Genomic DNA, 16,888 nt, shown 5'->3' with positions numbered 1-16,888 from the left:
TGGGGCCAGTCCAGACAATACAAACAGTCCGACCTCTACAACTGCTGCGCCAGAACCTCGATCTGCTCCTGCCGCTCCGCCTGATTCAGCTTCGGATGCGGGTTGAGCGACGACCACTGCGGATACGCCCGGGCCTTGTTCAGGGCCTCGGGCAACTTGCCTTCGCGCCAGGTCTTGTCCTGGGGCGTGGCCACCTGAATGCTGTCCATCGCCGCGTGCCCGCGAGCATTGAGCGCTTGCAACAGTTGCCGTTGCCGCAGGGCCAACAGTCGCAGCACGTTGTCATCGACGGTCAGCTCGCGCTGGCCCTTGAGCTTGCCGAGCAAGCGGCTGCCATAACTGCGGGCGGTTTGCAGGGCACCGCCGGCGATGGCACCCGCCAGTGCGGCGGCGCCGAGGGTGATGCCGCCGACCAGCAGATCGACTCCGGCTCCGGCGGCGGCCCCGGCAGCGATGCCGCCACCGACTCGCACGCCCAATTGTTTTAGGGTTTCGGGGTTGAACAGGTCATCGCCCCAGCGGCCATCAAGCAGCGGCAGATCGCTGGCGGCAGCATCCTGCGGGCGGAACGCGTAAAGCTTGAGCAGGGACTCGACGCAGCGCTGTTCCCGTTGGCGCACCGCTTTGCGCAGTTCGCTAATGGCTTGCTGTTCCTGCTCGGCTTCGCTGACCACGCTGCGTCGACAGGCTGCGCAATCGATCAATAATTCGGCAATCAGCCGCGCGGCACTTTGTTCACGCGCCAGGCGTTGGGCTTGCTGATCGGCGATCAAACGTTCCAGTTGCGGCCGCGCGGTTTCCAGCAACAGCGCGAGGCTTTCATAGAGTCGACGCTCACCATCTTCCGGGGGCGCGACGCTGTCGAAACGCACCAGAGCATGCAAACCCAGCCGCGCCAGCGCTTCACGCCACGCGGGTTCGCGATGGTTGGCGCTGCTGACGAAATTCAGCACCGGCAGCAGCGGTTTGCCGCAACTGGCGAGCACTTCCAGCTCATCGCGATACTTGGCCAGCACCGGCTCCCGGGCATCGATCACATAGAGACCGGCGTCCGAAGCCAATAGCTGGCGCAAGACTTTGGCTTCCTGTTCGAAACGCTGCCGCGCTTCGCTGCCATCGAGGAAGCGGGCCAGTCGCGCCGGGCCGTCCAGTCTTTCGCCGGGCCGTTCCAGGCGTTCGAGATAATCGAGCAGGGCGATGGCGTCTTCCAGGCCCGGCGTGTCGTAGAGATCGAGCAGCGGTTCGCCGTCCACCGACAGGCGTGCGCCTTCGACGTGCCGCGTGGTGCTGGGGCGATGGGACACTTCGCCGAATCCGACATCGCGGGTCAGGGTACGCAGCAACGAGGTTTTGCCGACATTGGTGTGACCGACCACGGCAAGTTTCAACGGCTTAGTCATGACCCGTCTCCAGCCAGTTCAACGGTGCGCAATCGGCGAACGGCAACTCAAGCTGTTGCAGCGCCGCATGCCAATCGCCGAGGCGGTCGGCGTCCAGCGCTTCACCGGGCGGCGCTTGCAGCAGCCAGACGCGGGTGGCGCTGGCGCTGCGAGCCAGTTCGGCAATCAATGCGAGGCTGCCGCGATCCGGCGAGCGCCGTGGATCGCAGGCGATCGCCAGACGCGCCGGAGGGAAGCGGCTCAGTTGTTCGAGCAATTTGTGCCGCGATTCGCGGCTGTCGAGAACGCCCGCGTTGCTCACGTTGTTCGGCAATTGCGGCGGCCACGGGCGGTCGTCGTCCAGTTCGATGGCGACCAACAGCGCACCGTCGCTTTGCTGTTCGCTGACGCCACTTTCGACCCGATGAAGTTGCTCAGGCGCCGCATCACTGATCCCCAGACGTTCGCTGGTGGGCATCAACCGTTCGCGCAGTTGCGCGTAACCGGGCAGGTTCAAGTCCAGATGCAACGCAGCTTGCCCGGATTTCCAGCGCCACAGACAAAACAGCGCCAACAGCAGGCGCGGCAAAACCCCGTAGACCAGCAACACGCCCACCAGCCACGCCGCCCAGGCCTGGCGAGCGCTTTCGATGTTTAGCGCGGCATCGCCACTGGCGCGGATCATGTCCACGGTTGGAACGCTGAAGCCAAGCGTTGCCGGCAGCGCGCCGAGGGCTTGGGTCAGGGCGATAAAAGTATCGGCGCCGAGAATGGTGGTTTCCCAGACGAAACCGTAGCGCCGGGTCGCCATCAACGTCAGCAACATCACCAGCGCACTGAGCATCGCCAGCAGCCACAAGCCGTTGACCAGCACGCCGATGGCCCAGCGATTGAGTTTCTGACGCTGCAACAGCAGCAGTAGCGCCGGCGCCAATTGCGCGGCTTTGGCGTCGCGGGCGAGTTTCTCGCTGAGCCACAGCCACAAGCGTCCCAGTGTTGCGCCGTGTTCGCCGGCAAACACCAGGCCCAAGGCCCAACTCAGCAGCAGAATCAGGTTCAGCCCGAGCAGACTGCCCAAAGCCCAGAACACGTTCACCGGTGTTTGGCCGTCGCCGAGTGCGGCAAACGCCAGGCCGGCGCCGCTGACCACGGCCAGCACCGCCATGACGAGCAGCGCCAGTCGTGCACCTTGCAGCCAGTGTTTGAGCGCATCGCTCAGGCCATCGCGGTCCGCCAGCCACAGGGCGCGGCGTTGAATGCGCGACGGCAAATCGCCGCCAGCGCTGCGGGCCAGTCGGTTGGCTTCCAGATCCTCCAGGGGACCTGCGTGTTCTTCGCGCAGGCGGATGGTTTCTGTCAGCCAGAGGTTATTCAGTTCAGTCACGCGGCATCCCGTCGCTCAAATGAGCTGTGAGCATAACCGTTGTGGCGCTTATCGGCGAAAGCGAGGCTCTGGTATCCTCGCCAACATGACTAAATCACTCCCCCTCAGCCTGATCGCAGCCCTCGGTGAAAACCGTGTGATCGGCGTCGACAACAGCATGCCCTGGCACTTGCCGGGGGACTTCAAATACTTCAAGGCCACCACGCTTGGCAAGCCGATCATCATGGGGCGCAAGACCTGGGATTCCCTCGGTCGCCCGCTGCCGGGGCGCTTGAACATCGTGGTCAGCCGTCAGGCGGACCTGGTGCTCGAAGGCGCAGAGGTTTATCCGTCGCTGGAAGCCGCGGTGGTACGCGCCGAGGAATGGGCGAAGGAACAAGGCGTCGATGAGCTGATGCTGATTGGCGGCGCGCAGTTGTATGCGCAAGGGATGGCCCATGCGGATCGTTTGTACCTGACGCGCGTGGCGTTGGGCCCGGAAGGGGATGCGTGGTTTCCGGAGTTTGATTTGGGCCAATGGAAATTGGTTTCCAATGTGCCGAATCCGGCAGAAGGGGATAAGCCGGCGTACAACTTCGAAGTCTGGGAAAAGGCTTAAAAAGCATCGCTGGCAAGCCAGCTCCCACAGTGTCGAAGGTGAAACACAAATTGTGTGAACACCATGATCCTTGTGGGAGCTGGCTTGACAGCGATAGCGGTCTATCAGGCGCTACTTAAGCGTGCGCCAAGGCCGAATGCTCATCCGCATCAAGCAATTCTTTATCCGTCTGTTGCATCAGCTGACTGGTAATCGCCCCCGCGCTGATCGAACCACTCACGTTCAACGCCGTGCGCCCCATATCAATCAGCGGTTCAACCGAAATCAGCAACGCCACCAGTGACACCGGCAAGCCCATCGCCGGCAGCACGATCAACGCAGCAAACGTCGCGCCACCACCAACACCGGCCACACCGGCCGAACTCAGCGTGACAATCGCCACCAGCGTCGCGATCCACAGTGGGTCCAGCGGGTTGATGCCCACGGTCGGCGCAACCATCACCGCCAACATCGCCGGGTACAGACCGGCACAGCCGTTCTGGCCAATCGTCGCGCCGAACGAAGCGGCGAAACTGGCGATGGACTGTGGAATGCCCAAGCGGCTGGTCTGCGCTTCGATGCTCAACGGGATCGTCGCGGCGCTTGAACGGCTGGTGAACGCAAACGTCAGCACCGGCCAGATCTTGCGGAAGAAACGCAGCGGATTGATCCCGGCCGCCGACACCAACAGGCCATGGACTACAAACATCAGCCCCAGGCCGATGTAGGAAACCACGACAAAACTGCCGAGCTTGATGATGTCCTGCAGGTTGGAACCGGCGACCACTTTGGTCATCAGCGCCAGCACGCCGTAGGGCGTCAGCTTCATCACCAGACGCACCAGGCGCATCACCAGGGCTTGCAGAGTGTCGATGGCGTTGATCACTTTCTGACCTTTTTCCGCGTCATCCTTCAGCAATTGCAGCGCCGCGACACCGAGGAACGCAGCGAAGATCACCACGCTGATGATCGACGTCGGCTTGGCCCGCGCCAGGTCGGCGAACGGGTTTTGCGGGATGAACGACAGCAGCAGCTGCGGCACATTGAGGTCGGCGACCTTGCCGGCGTAATCGGTCTGGATGGTTTGCAGGCGCGCCATTTCCTGGGTGCCGGCGACCAGGCCTTCGGCGGTCAGGCCGAACAGGTTGGTCAGGCCGATGCCGATCAGCGCCGCGATGGCGGTGGTGAACAGCAGCGTGCCGATGGTCAGGAAACTGATCTTGCCCAGCGACGAGGCGTTGTGCAGACGAGCCACAGCGCTGAGGATCGAGGCGAACACCAGCGGGATCACGATCATTTGCAGCAACTGCACGTAACCGTTGCCCACCAGATCGAACCAGCCGATCGAGGCTTTCAGCACCGGGCTGCCGGCACCGTAGACAGTGTGCAGCGCCACACCGAACGCCACGCCCAGCACCAAAGCGAGCAGGACTTTTTTCGCCAGGCTCCAGGTGGTGTGGCGGGTTTGTGCGAGACCAAAAAGTAACGCGAGGAATACCAGCAGATTGAGGATCAGCGGCAGATTCATGAAGACTCCGATAAGACTTGTGCCGGTTGCACCCTTGGGCAACCGCGAACCGGCAAGCCTAACAGCTTGATTTCCAATGAATTAATATCAAAAACGTCTGATGACTGTCGTTTTTGGAATAAGCCAATGTCGCTGTGGGGGATGCAGCTGGCGCGAAAGGCACGCTGGCGGTCGCTGACAGACGAGGACTGTCACACTAATTTGTTAGCGTCGATGTCTTTCATTCAGGGAGATATGCCAATGAGGTTCGCACCGAAATTTTTGGCTGCTGCGATTTGTCTTGGCCTCGCCGGGCAGGTATTTGCTACGGATTTGAAACATTGGCCAGCCGATCAGGCCAAGGCGCTGGACGTGATGATCGCGGCCAACGCCAACAAGGGTAACTACGCGGTGTTCGACATGGACAACACCAGTTACCGCTACGACCTCGAAGAGTCTTTGCTGCCCTTCATGGAGAACAAGGGCCTGATCACCCGTGACAAACTCGACCCCTCCCTGAAGCTGATGCCGTTCAAGGACACCGCCGACCACAAGGAAAGCCTGTTCAGCTATTACTACCGCCTGTGTGAAGTCGACGACATGGTGTGTTATCCATGGGTGGCCCAAGTGTTCTCCGGCTTCACGCTCCAGGAACTCAAGGGCTATGTCGACGAGTTGATGGCGTCCGGCAAACCGGTGCCTGCCACGTATTACGAAGGCGATGTGGTCAAGAAGCTGGACGTCAACCCGCCGAAAATCTTCACCGGCCAGCAAGAGCTGTACAACAAGCTGATGGAAAACGGCATCGAGGTCTACGTGATGACCGCCGCCTCCGAAGAACTGGTGCGCATGGTCGCGGCCGATCCGAAGTACGGCTACAACGTCAAACCGCAGAACGTGATCGGCGTGTCGCTGCTGCTCAAGGACCAAAAGACTGGCGAGCTGACCACCGCACGCAAGCAAATCACTGCCGGCAAGTATGACGAGAAGGCCAACCTCGGCCTCGAACTGACCCCGTACCTGTGGACCCCGGCGACCTGGATGGCCGGCAAGCACGCGGCGATCCTGACCTACATCGATGAGTGGAAGAAACCGGTGCTGGTGGGCGGTGATACGCCAACCAGCGACGGCTACATGCTGTTTCACGATGTCGACGTGGCCAAGGGCGGCATCCATTTGTGGGTCAACCGCAAGGACAAGTACATGACCCAGATCCAGGGCATGATGGCCAAGCACGCTGCGGCGCAGGCCAAGGAAGGGTTGCCGGTGACGGCGGACAAGAACTGGGTGATCGTCACACCGCAAGAGATTCAGTAACACCGAGGTGCCTGCATCGCCAGCAAGCCGGCTCCTACAACCGAGCGACGACACAATCCCCTGTAGGAGCTGCCGCAGGCTGCGATCTTTTGACTTTGATTTCAAGAAACAAGATCAAAAGATCGCAGCCTGCGGCAGCTCCAACAGGGGATCTGTGGAAACAAAATACCCCGCACTTGGCGGGGTATTTTTTTGTTCGACGGTTAAGCCTTACAGCCCGTCGAGCATCGCTTTGTTCCGCACAGCACCTTTGTCGGCGCTGGTCGCCAGCAGGGCGTAGGCCTTCAGGGCGGTGGTCACTTTACGTGGACGCACTTCAACCGGTTTCCAGCCTTTCTTGTCCTGCTCTACCCGGCGTGCTGCGAGTTCTTCGTCGCTGACCAACAGGTTGATCGAGCGGTTCGGGATGTCGATCAGCACTTTGTCGCCGTCCTGCACCAGACCGATCGCACCGCCAGCGGCCGCTTCAGGCGAAGCGTGGCCGATGGACAGACCCGAAGTACCGCCGGAGAAGCGGCCGTCGGTGAGCAGGGCGCAGGCTTTGCCCAGGCCTTTGGATTTCAGGTAGGACGTCGGGTAGAGCATTTCCTGCATGCCCGGGCCGCCTTTCGGGCCTTCGTAGCGAATGATGACGATGTCGCCTTCCTTCACTTCGTCGGCGAGGATGCCGCGCACGGCGCTGTCCTGGCTTTCGAAGATCTTCGCGTTGCCTTCGAACACGTGGATCGACTCGTCGACGCCCGCGGTTTTCACTACACAACCGTCCAGCGCGATGTTGCCGTACAGCACGGCCAGGCCGCCTTCTTGCGAGTAAGCGTGCTCGACGCTGCGGATGCAGCCGTTTTCACGGTCGTCGTCCAGGGTTTCCCAGCGGGTCGACTGGCTGAACGCGGTCTGGGTCGGGATGCCCGCAGGGCCGGCCTTGAAGAAGTGGTGCACCGCTTCGTCGTTGGTCTGGGTGATGTCCCACTTGGCGATGGCTTCTTCCATGCTGCGGCTGTGCACGGTCGGCAGCTGGGTGTGCAGCAAGCCGCCACGGGCCAGCGAGCCGAGGATGCTGAAGATCCCGCCGGCACGGTGCACGTCTTCCATGTGGTACTTCTGAATGTTCGGCGCAACCTTGCACAGCTGTGGCACGTGACGGGACAGACGGTCGATGTCGCGCAGGTCGAAATCGATCTCGGCTTCCTGCGCAGCGGCCAGCAAGTGCAGGATGGTGTTGGTGGAACCGCCCATGGCGATGTCCAGGGTCATGGCGTTTTCGAAGGCCTGGAAGTTGGCGATGTTGCGCGGCAACACCGACTCATCGTTCTCGCCGTAGTAACGCTTGCACAGCTCGACGATGGTGCGGCCGGCCTGCAGGAACAGCTGCTCGCGGTCACTGTGGGTGGCCAGGGTCGAACCATTGCCCGGCAATGCCAGGCCCAGTGCTTCGACCAGGCAGTTCATCGAGTTGGCGGTGAACATGCCGGAGCACGAACCGCAAGTCGGGCAGGCGCTACGCTCGTACTCGGCGACTTTCTCGTCAGAAGCGCTGGAGTCGGCGGCGATCACCATGGCGTCGACCAGGTCGAGGCCGTGGGAAGCGAGTTTGGTCTTGCCGGCTTCCATCGGGCCGCCGGAGACGAAGATCACCGGAATGTTCAGGCGCAAGGACGCCATCAGCATGCCAGGGGTGATCTTGTCGCAGTTGGAGATGCAGACGATGGCGTCGGCGCAGTGGGCGTTGACCATGTACTCGACGGAGTCGGCGATGATCTCGCGGCTCGGCAGCGAATACAGCATGCCGTCGTGGCCCATGGCGATACCGTCGTCGACAGCGATGGTGTTGAATTCTTTTGCCACACCGCCGGCGCGTTCGATTTCGCGGGCGACCAGTTGGCCCAGGTCCTTGAGGTGGACGTGGCCCGGTACGAACTGGGTGAAGGAGTTGGCAATGGCGATGATCGGCTTTTTGAAGTCGTCATCTTTCATCCCCGTGGCGCGCCACAGTGCGCGGGCACCGGCCATGTTGCGGCCATGGGTGGATGTTTTCGAGCGGTAATCAGGCATGAAGCACTCCGGGCGGCTAATCAGGTATCAAAAGGGAAGTGAGCTTCTATTGACGTCTGGAACACTCAGAAATGGCCGTGTGTCCGGAAGTTGCCGATAACTTTGCGGGATCGCCGCGCGCTTCAGCTTGAGCTCATAAACCCGCCGGGGGATGACTGGCGATGAATCTCGCGATTCTACACGGCTGGCGGCTGGAGGGAATGCCGGGAAGCGTTGATCCCGTGTTGACGGAGCGTGCGGGATGACGACTGGCAGGTGTCAGCCGATATCGAGTGCCTGTTTATTCCGTTGGTTGATCATTGCATTCAGTCCAAGGCCTGCGACGCTCAATGTCAGGAAGCCAATGGCCAGAGCGGTAATCAGGTCCTCAGGTACCCGGTTGATCACCGTGCTGATCACGCCACCGCTAAGGAACATCAGCACACCGCCGACCGAGGTCGAGGTCCCGGCATATTCCGGATGAATGCTCATGGCCTTGGAGTTGACGATGGGTCTGGTAATCGTTGTGCCGATCGTACAAATCAGCATGGACATCAGCACCGTCGCGGCAGAGAGACCGAAGTGGCGGGTCAGCCACAGCAGCACCGCACCCGAAACCGCGATCAACCCCAGGCCAACAATGATCTGAGTGTTGGCCTGCAGACGCTGATGCAGGACGTTGGCTATTGCGCCGCCGCCTACATACGCAACGCCGTACAGCAACAACGCCCAGGCGTATTCGTAGGGTGAAAGGGCCAGATGTTCCATGAAAATAATGGGTGATGTGACGATGAACGAAAAATGACAGGCGAAGGCGAGGGCGGAAATCAGCCAGTAACTCATAAAGCGAACACCTGAGCAGACATGCCAGTAAGCGCGGAAAAATCCCCCACGGGATGCTGTGCGGATAGACGAGGACTCCTTGAGCAGCCGGCAGGCGCTTAACCAGACTAGAACAGCGAGGGTGACAAACACATAAAAGCTGCCCTGCCAGCCCAACTGCAATTGCAGCCAGGTCCCCAGCAGCGGCGAAATTGAAATGAATACGCCACTCGCGGTCACCATCCAGATCCTGAGTCGCTGCCTTGCATGACCTGTGAACAAATCCTGCACCAGCGCGTGTGACAGCGAAAAGGCCCCGCAACCGATTGCCTGGATCACACGAAACCCTAGAAACCAGCTGTACTCGCTGGACACTGCACACCCAATCGCGCCAATCACCGCGAGGGCCATACCACCCAGCAACAGCTTCTTGCGGCCCCACATGTCCGACAGCGGCCCAACCAGCATCACGGAAAATGCCAGGCTGACGGCGAACAGGCTGACAGACAGGGCCACGTCGGGCGGCGGGATTTGAAAGAAGTCCGACAGGTCGGGAAAGGAAGGAAGAACCACGTCCAACGGGAAGACACTCAGCAGTGTCATGGTCATCAGTAACAGGACGATTAACGGCTTTTCCTGGGTGCTTTCGGCATGGGACATCAATCAACGCACTCGTTCCGTGAGGGGTGAACGAGGATTGATTTGATGGAAAGGCAAGTCAATGCAGGCGAGCGTGGGGGATTTCTGAAACCTTTGTAGGAGCGAGCCTGCTCGCGAAAAACGTCAACGATTACGCGGTGTATCTGGTTGTCCGCGGTGTCTTGGCGTTTTATCGCGAGCAGGCTCGCTCCTACAGGGGGTAGGGGTTAGCTGTTAGGCAGCAACCGGCAGGTGATGCTCTTGATGTAGCGGGTTTCGGCGATGGCCGGGTGCACCGGGTGATCCGGGCCTTGACCGCCGCGCTCAAGCATCTGGATGTTGCGGTCCAGGTGACGGGCGCTGGTCAGCAGGATGTTCTGCAGATCGTCTTCCGGCAGGTGCATCGAGCACGAAGCGCTGACCAGGATGCCGTCCTTGCTGAGCAGGCGCATGGCTTGCTCGTTCAGGCGACGGTAGGCGCCTTCGCCGTTCTTCATGTCTTTTTTGCGTTTGATGAACGCCGGTGGGTCAGCAACGATTACGTCGAAACGTTCTTCGCTGGCTTTCAGCTCTTTCAGGGCTTCGAAGACGTCGCCTTCGATGCAGGTCATCTTGTCGGCGAAGCCGTTCAGCGCGGCGTTGCGCTCAACGCCGTCGAGGGCGAAGGCGGAAGCGTCGACGCAGAATACTTCGCTGGCGCCGAACGCCGCAGCCTGCACGCCCCAGCCACCGATGTAGCTGTACAGGTCCAATACCCGTTTGCCCTTGGCATACGGGGCCAGGCGGGCGCGGTTCATGCGGTGGTCGTAGAACCAGCCGGTTTTCTGGCCCTGGATGACCGGGGCTTCGAATTTCACGCCGTTCTCTTCCAGCGCAACCCACTCCGGCACCAGGCCGAACACGGTTTCGACGTAGCGATTGAGGCCTTCGGCATCACGGGCAGCGGAGTCATTCTTGAACAGAATGCCGCTTGGCTTGAGCACTTGGGTCAGCGCCGCAATCACGTCGTCTTTATGAGCTTCCATGGTCGCCGAGGCGATCTGCACCACCAGAATGTCGCCGAAACGGTCGACCACCAGACCTGGCAGCAGGTCGGAATCGCCGTAGACCAGGCGATAGAACGGCTTGTCGAACAGGCGATCACGCAGCGACAGGGCGACGTTCAAACGATGCACCAGCAGCGACTTGTCCAACGGCAACTTGATGTCGCGCGACAGCAAACGGGCGCAAATCAGGTTGTTCGGGCTCATGGCAACGATGCCCAGTGGCTTGCCGCCAGCGGCTTCGAGGATCGCCTGATCGCCGGCCTTGAAGCCGTGCAACGGGGTGGCGGCCACGTCGATTTCGTTGCTGTAGACCCACAAGTGGCCGTTGCGCAGGCGACGGTCGGCGTTGGCTTTGAGGCGCAGGCTAGGCAGGGACATGACGTCGCTCCGGAAAAAAGAGCGGGAGTATAGCGTGTTGCGCTCAAGGATTGGCCGGCGAGTGGACATGCGGCGAGGGAGCTTGCTCCCGCTGGGTGGCGAAGCCGTCACAATCATCAGTAGGTGCGCCTGCTTCGCAGGCGAGCGGGAGCAAGCTCCCTCGCCACAGAGAGTGTTTTCAGCTCGAAGGTACTGGATAAAACTTTGGGCGCGACAGCGGCTCAAGGTGTCGGATCCAATTTATAAAAGCTAGAATCGGCGCCTGGCCCAGAGTGTGTACTTATGTCCCAAGAGCTGACTCCCGAACAAATCCAGCAATCCCTGCAAGGCATCAGTGTGCCGGCCCAACCGCAGATCATGGTGGATCTGCAGATGGAGCAGTACATGCCCGACCCGGATCTGGAGGTGATCGCGAAGCTGATCTCCCAGGATCCAGGTCTCTCAGGCTCGTTGTTGAAAATCGTCAATTCGCCCTATTACGGGCTGAGCAACAAGATCGCTTCGATCCAGCGCGCAGTGAATTTGCTCGGCAGCCGGTCGATCATCAACCTGATCAACGCGCAATCGATCAAGGGCGAGATGAACGACGACACCATCGTCACCTTGAACCGTTTCTGGGACACCGCCCAGGATGTGGCGATGACCTGCCTGACGCTGGCCAAGCGCATCGGTGTGCAGAATGGCGATGAGGCTTACGCGCTGGGCCTGTTCCACGACTGTGGCGTGCCGCTGATGTTGCAGCGCTTCCCCAACTACATGACCGTTTTGGAGCAGGCTTACGCCAGTGCCAGCGCTGAATGCCGGGTAGTGGATACGGAGAACCAGGTGTTTAATACCAACCACGCGGTGGTCGGTTATTACACGGCCAAGTCCTGGCGCCTGCCGGATCATGTGTCCGCGGCAATCGCCAATCACCACAACGCCCTGGCGATTTTCAGCGATGAGTCGTCGCGCAACAGCTCGTTGAAGAACCTGTTGGCAATCCTGAAAATGGCCGAGCACATTTGTGCATCCTACCGGGTGTTGGGCAACCAGACCGAGGACCACGAGTGGAACAGCATCGCGCATCTGGTGCTCGATTACGTCGGCCTCTCGGATTACGATTTCGAGACGCTCAAACAGACGATCCGCGACCTTGGCACGCACCGCTGAGTCTCGGACCTTCTTCTTATACGAGTGCCTGATTCGAGAGCGCCATGCCTGAACTGCCAGAAGTCGAAACCACCCGTCGCGGCATCGCGCCGCACCTGGAAGGCCAGCGCGTCAGCCGGGTGATCGTGCGTGATCGGCGTCTGCGCTGGCCGATCCCCGAAGACCTGGATATCCGGTTGTCCGGCCAACGCATCGTGTTGGTGGAGCGTCGCGCCAAGTACCTGCTGATCAATGCCGAAGTTGGCACGTTGATCAGCCACTTGGGCATGTCGGGGAATTTGCGTCTGGTGGAAGTCGGCATGCCGGCGGCCAAGCATGAGCACGTGGACATCGAACTGGAGTCGGGCCTGGCCCTGCGCTACACCGACCCGCGACGGTTCGGCGCGATGCTCTGGAGCCTTGACCCGCTCAACCATGAACTGCTGATTCGCCTGGGGCCGGAGCCGCTGACCGACCTGTTTGACGGCGAGCGCTTGTTCCAGCAGTCCCGTGGGCGTTCGATGGCGGTCAAGCCGTTCATCATGGACAACGCGGTGGTGGTCGGCGTCGGCAACATCTATGCGACCGAAGCGCTGTTCGCCGCGGGTATCGATCCGCGCCGGGAAGCCAAGAGCATTTCCCGGGCGCGCTATTTGAAACTGGCGATCGAGATCAAACGCATTCTGGCTGCCGCCATCGAGCGCGGCGGTACGACGCTGCGGGACTTTATCGGTGGTGACGGTCAGCCGGGCTATTTCCAGCAGGAATTGTTCGTGTACGGCCGCGGCGCTGAACCGTGCAAGGTCTGTGGCACGCAATTGCGGGAAGTGAAACTCGGGCAGCGCGCCAGCGTCTTTTGCCCGCGCTGCCAGAGCTGAAACGCCTGCGGTCTATAGTCAGTGTTCTGACTGTCTAGCCGAAGGACCGCGCCATGATCCTGTTTCGAACCCTTGTCGCCGCATTTCTGTTGAGCATCTGCGCGTCAGCCGTCGCCAACAGTGGCAGCGGCGATCCGCGTTACACCATCCAGAACCCGCCTGCTTACGCGATGATTGGCGACCTGCTGATTGCCCGGCCGTTGCTGGTCGTGGCGACGGTGATTGGAGCCGGGGTGTTTGTGGTGTCGTTGCCTTTTACTGCCATGGGTGGCGGGGTAGGCGATGCGGGGCAGGCGCTGGTGGCTGATCCGGCGAAGGCGGCGTTTGTGCGGTGTCTGGGGTGTGTCGGGGAGGGGTTTGAGCAGCGGGAGTAAGACAGTTGATTCTTTGGTGTCTCTGATGGCGTCATCGCGGGCAAGCCCGCTCCCGCAGGGTTTAGGGGGCCTTGTGGGAGCGGGCTTGCCCGCGAAGGCTGCATAACGGATATCGAAGATTCAGGCCTTGCCAGTAATCTTCCGATACTTCTCCATCAACTGCTCTTCAGTCTCCGGATGGGCTTCGTCCAGCGGGATGCAATCCACCGGGCAGACCTGCTGGCACTGCGGTTCGTCGTAGTGACCGACGCATTGCGTGCACAGGTTCGGGTCGATCACGTAGATCTCTTCGCCTTGGGAAATGGCGGCGTTCGGGCACTCGGGTTCGCAGACGTCGCAGTTGATGCAATCGTCGGTGATGATCAGGGACATGCTAACTCCAGCCGGGGCGGCAGGCCCGGGCGCAATAAATCAATGCGCGTAATTGTGCCGCATTGGCGCCTGCGTTGCACGCAGGTGCGACGTACTGCAGGAGCCGGCTTGCTGGCGAAGGCGGTGTGTCAGGTGCACCGCGTTGCATTGATCGCCAGCAAGCCGGCTCCTACAGATCGGGATTACTTCTTGAAACGTTCGGTCAGGGCATCCGCCACCACAGGGTGCACGAACTTGGTGATATCGCCGCCCAGGGCCGCAATTTCACGGACCAGCGTCGAGGAAATGAACGAATAACGCTCGGACGGGGTAAGAAACAGGCTTTCCACATCCGGCGCCAATTGGCGGTTCATGTTGGCCAGCTGGAACTCGTATTCGAAATCCGACACGGCGCGCAGACCACGCAGGAACACGTTGGCATTCTGCTCTTTGGCGAAATGCGCCAACAGCGTCGAAAAGCCGACGACTTCAACGTTCGGCAGATGTTTGGTGACCTCGCGGGCCAGCTCCACACGCTGTTCCAGAGGAAACAACGGGTTTTTCTTCGGGCTGGCGGCGACGGCAATGATCACGTGATCGAACAGGCGCGAGGCGCGTTCGACCAGATCGCCATGGCCCTTGGTAATAGGGTCGAAGGTACCTGGGTACAACACTCGGTTCATCGCGGCGTCCTGGCGGGAGTGCGTTGGGGAGTCGGATGGTATCGCAGCCTTCCCGGTCGGGAAAGTCGCCTGTTGGGTAAGAAAGCACTATAGACGATGGGAATAATCGTCGTTTTCATGAGTTTCTTAAACGTTCGGCCAGTGAAGTCGCCAGTTGCGCCGTCAGTCCATAGACCGATAACTGCGGGTTTGCGCCAATGCTGGTAGGGAACAGCGAGCCGTCGTGTATCGAAAGATTGCCCAGTTGATGATGCCGGCCGAGGCTGTCGGTCACGGCGGTTTTCGCATCCTCACCCATCGCGCAACCGCCCATGACATGCGCGCTGCCCAGCCGCGTTCGGTACAACTCCAGGCTCAAGCCATCGATCAACGTGCGCGCTTCGCCCAGGGTTTTCACATAACGAGCATCGGCGTGCATCGGCATGACGGCCTTGGCGCCACCGGCGAACTGAATCTCGGCCATGCTGTGGAATGCCCGGCGCAGACCGTCCCAGACATAAGGCGAAACCGGATAATCGAGCACCGGCGTGCCGTCACTGCGCAGCTCGACGCTGCCACCGGGGCTGTCCGGGTGAAAGCCGTCGCGCAGTAACGCGAGCATGGCGTGGGTATGTGGCAGGTTGGCCATGTGCTGGGCATTTTCCTGGCCGAAACCCCCAAGCAGCGTCGCCGCCAGTGCCGGGTGCAGCGGCGGCACTTCCAGTTTGTAAGCCATTTTCCCGGTGGTGCCGTCCTGCCATTGGAAATGGTCGGAGTAGATCGACTGCGGCGCGCCGTAGAACGGGTTGATCACCTCGTCGAACAAACCGGCGGACATGTTCACCACATGCAGAAAGGTGCGTTTGCCCAGGCGTTTGTGCGGATCCGGTGCGTCGGAACGCAACAGCAACGCCGGGCTGTTAATGCCGCCACCGGCCAGCACGTAATGCCGCGCTTTCACCGTGATGCGGCGCCCTGTGGGTTCGACGCAACGCTCGTCCATCGCCACGCATTGCAGCCCGGTGACTTTATCGCCGCTGATCACGAGTTTTTCGGCACGGGCCAGATAGAGCAGCTCGCCACCTTTTTCCAGGGTGGCGGGAATGGTTGTGACCATCATCGATTGTTTGGCGTTGGTCGGGCAGCCCATGCCGCAGTAGCCGAGGTTCCAGCAGCCGCGCACATTACGCGGGATGACATGCCAGCTGTACCCGAGTTTTTCGCAGCCTTTGCGGATGACGTCGTTGTTGGCGTTGGGCGGGACCATCCACGGCGCGACGCCCAGGCGCTGTTCCATTTTCTCGAACCATGGCGCCATTTCCGTCGATGAGTGGCCCTTCACGTTGTGTTCTTTGGCCCAGTGTTCAAGGGTCGGCTGCGGCGTGCGGAAGCTGGAGGTCCAGTTGATCAGTGTGGTGCCGCCCACGGCGCGCCCCTGGAGGATAGTGATCGCGCCGTCCTTGCTCATGCGGCCGATGCCTTCCTGATAGAGGCTGGCGTAGGCCTGGTCTTCAAGCAGCTTGAAGTCGGTGCTGGTCTTGAGCGGGCCTTCCTCGATCAGCAGCACTTTGTACCCGGCTGCGCTGAGGATTTCCGCTGTGGTCCCGCCGCCTGCGCCACTGCCGATGATCGCCACATCCGCTTCGAGGGTCAGGTCCTGGCTCAGTTGCGAGCCGTTGTAGGTTTTCCAGCCACGGGCCATGCCTTCGCGGAACGGGTCGGGTACGGGCATCTTCTGGTTCTCTTGTTTTTATGTTTTAGAGGTGTGGTGATCATCAGGCCGCCATCGCGAGCACGAGGGTTACGCGATCCCCTGTGGGAGCGAGCCTGCTCGCGAATGGGGCGACTCGATTTCAAACCGTGGGCGGCCCGGGATACCCGCAATGCGCCCACGATTCCTTGCGCCCATACCAAGCCATCATCACCAGTTGCAGCAACGAGCTGTGACCCATGCGCAGCAGGCTCAACGAGCTGTTTTCCCAGCGATCGAGAAAGTGCCGGATCTCGTCAGCGCTGGCGTTTTCCCAACTGCCCCAGATCCCGGTCAGCGGCCCGCGGGTCACTGCCATGCCGAGCACGTCGAACAATTGCCGGGTCAGCTTGAGCATTTCCGGCGACAGGTGATCGAGGCTGTAATCCAGGCTCTTGAGGGTGCCTTCGATGGCGTCGGGCATGCGTTCAACAGCCACGGCACCTTCAAGCATCACCGGGACCAGTGCCCGCAGAAACAACAGATCGCCACTGCGCAGGGCTGTAAAACCGCTAGCCGCAACATTCGACGAGCAACCGCTGAGGCTGGCCCCCAACCCGGCGGTGGCGAGAAAGGCGCTGGCGCCGAGGCTGAATTTAAGCAGGCCGCGCCGTGACAGCGCGGGAGTTTCGGACAGGCTTGGGCTCATTCTTGTTATTACC

General features: G+C 60.8%; 15 protein-coding genes. 5 read left to right on the top strand and 10 right to left on the bottom strand.

The window, feature by feature from the left end:
- Positions 1-35: 35 nt before the first annotated feature.
- Both KGB21_RS23945 and KGB21_RS23940 read right to left on the bottom strand, forming a co-directional pair.
- On the bottom strand, positions 36-1,400 hold the full coding sequence (locus KGB21_RS23945) for a GTPase/DUF3482 domain-containing protein (RefSeq protein ID WP_034147584.1): 1,365 nt from the start codon (positions 1,398-1,400) through the stop codon (positions 36-38).
- Positions 1,393-2,763, bottom strand: coding sequence for a DUF2868 domain-containing protein (locus tag KGB21_RS23940; RefSeq protein WP_223506919.1), 1,371 nt, complete (start codon positions 2,761-2,763; stop codon positions 1,393-1,395). Before KGB21_RS23940 ends, KGB21_RS23945 begins: the two co-directional genes overlap by 8 nt.
- A gap of 85 nt (positions 2,764-2,848) precedes the next feature.
- Here KGB21_RS23940 and KGB21_RS23935 point away from each other — a divergent pair, with 85 nt between their 5' ends.
- The gene (locus KGB21_RS23935; RefSeq protein ID WP_223506918.1) at positions 2,849-3,361 is read left to right on the top strand and encodes a dihydrofolate reductase; all 513 of its coding nucleotides are present in this window, start codon (positions 2,849-2,851) and stop codon (positions 3,359-3,361) included.
- A gap of 115 nt (positions 3,362-3,476) precedes the next feature.
- Here the strand turns inward: KGB21_RS23935 and KGB21_RS23930 are convergent, their stop codons facing one another.
- Positions 3,477-4,868 carry an L-cystine transporter gene (locus KGB21_RS23930; RefSeq protein WP_223506917.1) on the bottom strand — a complete coding sequence of 464 codons (1,392 nt, stop codon included), beginning with the start codon at positions 4,866-4,868 and terminating at the stop codon, positions 3,477-3,479.
- Between the two features lie 240 nt (positions 4,869-5,108).
- Here KGB21_RS23930 and KGB21_RS23925 point away from each other — a divergent pair, with 240 nt between their 5' ends.
- The gene (locus KGB21_RS23925; RefSeq protein WP_223506916.1) at positions 5,109-6,164 is read left to right on the top strand and encodes a haloacid dehalogenase-like hydrolase; all 1,056 of its coding nucleotides are present in this window, start codon (positions 5,109-5,111) and stop codon (positions 6,162-6,164) included.
- Positions 6,165-6,374: 210 nt separating this feature from the next.
- Here the strand turns inward: KGB21_RS23925 and ilvD are convergent, their stop codons facing one another.
- From ilvD to KGB21_RS23910, 3 genes are all read right to left on the bottom strand, one after another.
- Positions 6,375-8,216, bottom strand: coding sequence for a dihydroxy-acid dehydratase (gene ilvD / locus KGB21_RS23920; RefSeq protein ID WP_008048311.1), 1,842 nt, complete (start codon positions 8,214-8,216; stop codon positions 6,375-6,377).
- A 258-nt stretch (positions 8,217-8,474) separates the two neighbouring features.
- A complete protein-coding gene (locus tag KGB21_RS23915) occupies positions 8,475-9,677 on the bottom strand; it encodes an MFS transporter (protein WP_223506915.1) in 1,203 nt (400 codons plus the stop codon).
- 206 nt (positions 9,678-9,883) lie between these two features.
- Entirely contained in the window at positions 9,884-11,080 is a 1,197-nt protein-coding gene (locus KGB21_RS23910) for a class I SAM-dependent rRNA methyltransferase (RefSeq protein WP_034147578.1), read from the bottom strand.
- Positions 11,081-11,416: 336 nt separating this feature from the next.
- On the opposite strand from KGB21_RS23910, the gene KGB21_RS23905 reads away from it, so the two are divergent.
- From KGB21_RS23905 to KGB21_RS23895, 3 genes are read left to right on the top strand one after another with little or no spacing between them, the layout of a single operon-like run.
- Positions 11,417-12,232 (top strand): HDOD domain-containing protein, encoded by an 816-nt coding sequence (locus KGB21_RS23905; RefSeq protein WP_223506938.1) that lies wholly within the window; start codon positions 11,417-11,419, stop codon positions 12,230-12,232.
- A 44-nt stretch (positions 12,233-12,276) separates the two neighbouring features.
- Positions 12,277-13,089, top strand: coding sequence for a bifunctional DNA-formamidopyrimidine glycosylase/DNA-(apurinic or apyrimidinic site) lyase (gene mutM, locus KGB21_RS23900; RefSeq protein ID WP_034147576.1), 813 nt, complete (start codon positions 12,277-12,279; stop codon positions 13,087-13,089).
- Between the two features lie 53 nt (positions 13,090-13,142).
- Entirely contained in the window at positions 13,143-13,463 is a 321-nt protein-coding gene (locus tag KGB21_RS23895) for a multidrug transporter (RefSeq protein ID WP_223506914.1), read from the top strand.
- A gap of 120 nt (positions 13,464-13,583) precedes the next feature.
- On the opposite strand, the gene KGB21_RS23890 is transcribed toward KGB21_RS23895, so the two are convergent.
- The 4 genes from KGB21_RS23890 to KGB21_RS23875 all read right to left on the bottom strand — a co-directional run bounded on the left by KGB21_RS23890 (position 13,584) and on the right by KGB21_RS23875 (position 16,875).
- Complete coding sequence (locus KGB21_RS23890; protein ID WP_003195146.1) at positions 13,584-13,835, bottom strand: YfhL family 4Fe-4S dicluster ferredoxin; 252 nt, start codon at positions 13,833-13,835, stop codon at positions 13,584-13,586.
- Between the two features lie 182 nt (positions 13,836-14,017).
- Positions 14,018-14,497 carry a pantetheine-phosphate adenylyltransferase gene (coaD, locus tag KGB21_RS23885; protein WP_007939322.1) on the bottom strand — a complete coding sequence of 160 codons (480 nt, stop codon included), beginning with the start codon at positions 14,495-14,497 and terminating at the stop codon, positions 14,018-14,020.
- Positions 14,498-14,612: 115 nt separating this feature from the next.
- Positions 14,613-16,208: a GMC family oxidoreductase gene (locus KGB21_RS23880; protein ID WP_223506913.1), complete on the bottom strand. Its 1,596-nt coding sequence runs from the start codon at positions 16,206-16,208 to the stop codon at positions 14,613-14,615.
- Between the two features lie 121 nt (positions 16,209-16,329).
- A complete protein-coding gene (locus tag KGB21_RS23875) occupies positions 16,330-16,875 on the bottom strand; it encodes a hypothetical protein (RefSeq protein ID WP_034147573.1) in 546 nt (181 codons plus the stop codon).
- Positions 16,876-16,888: the final 13 nt, after the last annotated feature.

The organism is Pseudomonas sp. GL-RE-29 (assembly GCF_019947275.1).
In the GTDB taxonomy this organism is placed as follows: domain Bacteria; phylum Pseudomonadota; class Gammaproteobacteria; order Pseudomonadales; family Pseudomonadaceae; genus Aquipseudomonas; species Aquipseudomonas fluorescens_A.
The sequence above is the reverse complement of the archived record's forward strand: the minus strand, read 5'-3'. Positions and strand labels throughout refer to the sequence as shown.